The 1,725-nt window shown below is 64.2% G+C and carries 2 protein-coding genes; both read left to right on the top strand.

Features of this window, described 5'->3' with window-relative positions; translation table 11 throughout:
• On the top strand, nt 1-1,214 hold a 1,214-nt coding region (locus LQV45_RS30150), incomplete at its 5' end, for a penicillin-binding protein 2 (protein WP_230010879.1).
• The coding region (locus LQV45_RS30145; RefSeq protein ID WP_230010876.1) for a protein kinase at nt 1,211-1,725 on the top strand (515 nt) is incomplete at its 3' end. The genes LQV45_RS30150 and LQV45_RS30145, both read left to right, overlap by 4 nt.

Here is a 1,725-nt window from a genome sequence, read left to right as displayed (position 1 = left end):
AACTCTACGCGGGCGTCACCGGCTACTTCTCCAAGAACTACGGCCTCACCGGACTCGAGAAGTCCATGAACGATGTCCTGGCCGGCAGCTCGGACCAGCAGTTCCTGGACCGGGTGGGCCAGTTGTTCCTCGGCAACCAGCCCAAGGGCGCGTCCGTGGAGCTTACCCTGGACCCCAAGCTCCAGAAGCTGGCGTACGACCTCATCCCGGACGGCATTCGCGGGCACATCGTGGTCACCAACCCGAAGACCGGCGCGGTCCTGGCCATGGTGTCCAAACCGTCCTATGACCCCAACCTGATTGCCACCCAGGACGCTGCCGCCGAACAGGCCAACTACACCGAGCTGAACCAGGTCCCCGGGATCAACCTGAACCAGAACGTCTCTGGACCCACGGGCGAGCTGCTGGCACCGGGATCGGTGTTCAAGCTCATCGACACCTCTGCGGCGCTGAAATCGGGCAAGTACAACAAGGACAGCGACCTGCCCAACCCGGCCGAGATGTCCTTCCCCGGCATCGACTACAAGCTGCCCAACTACGCGGGCGGCAACTGCTACACACGCACGACGGCGTCGTTCGCGTTTGCCCTGCAGCAGTCCTGCAACACACCGTTCGCCAGCATCGCCCTGGACCTGAAGCAGAAAGCCATCGCGGACGAGGCGGAGAAATTCGGCTTCGGCCAGGACTTCGGCGACCAGCTCAAGCTGGACAGCGCCCCAAGCTTCTTCCCGACCGAACCGCTGGACGACGCCGGGCTGGCGCAGTCCTCGATCGGCCAGCGCGACGTCCGCGCCACGCCGCTGCAGATCAACACCATGACGGCGGCGATCGCCAACGACGGAGTGCAGATGCAGCCGAACCTGATCAAGGCCGTACGCGCCCCCGACCTGCGGACGATCAACGAACCGAAACCCCAGGCCCTGCGCACCGCCACGACTCCGGAGATCGCACGGCAGATCAACGAGTGGATGGTCAGCGTTGTCGACGACGGCATCGCACACCGTGCGGCCGTGCCCGGCGTCCAGGTGGCCGGCAAGACCGGTACCGCGGAACTCGGCAACGGCCTGAACAATTCTTGGTTTACCGGGTTTGCCCCGGCAAATGACCCGCAAGTGGCCGTCACCATCGTCATGGAAGGCGTAGACATCACCACTGGCGCAAACCTAACCAGTCCGAACGCGAAGAAGATTTTTGAGGCGGTGTTGAATAAGTGAGGCCTACTTCGGGAATCACCCTCGGCGGCAGATTCCAGCTGACCACGCGCATTGCGATCGGCGGCATGGGAGAAGTCTGGAAAGCCAAAGACCTGATCCTTGGCCGCATCGTCGCCATCAAGGTGCTCAAGGAGGAATACACGGGCGACCCCGGTTTCCTGCAGCGCTTCCGCGCCGAGGCACGCCATACCGCCCTGCTGAACCACGTGGGCATCGCCAACGTCTTCGATTACGGCGAGGAAGAGGGTTCCGCCTACCTGGTCATGGAACTGGTTCCGGGCCAGCCGCTGAGCAGCATCATCGAGCACGAACAGGTGCTTTCCCCGGACCGCACCCTTTCGATGATCGCCCAGACGGCGCGGGCCCTGGCAGTCGCCCACGCCCAGGGCCTCGTGCACCGCGACATCAAGCCGGGGAACCTGCTCATCACCCCCGACGGCCGCGTCAAGGTCACCGACTTCGGCATCGCGCGCCTGGCCGACCAGGTTCCGCTGACCCAGACCGGCCAGGT

This window comes from Microbacterium sp. Bi128, assembly GCF_918698205.1.
This window is presented reverse-complemented; position numbering and strand designations above follow the sequence as displayed.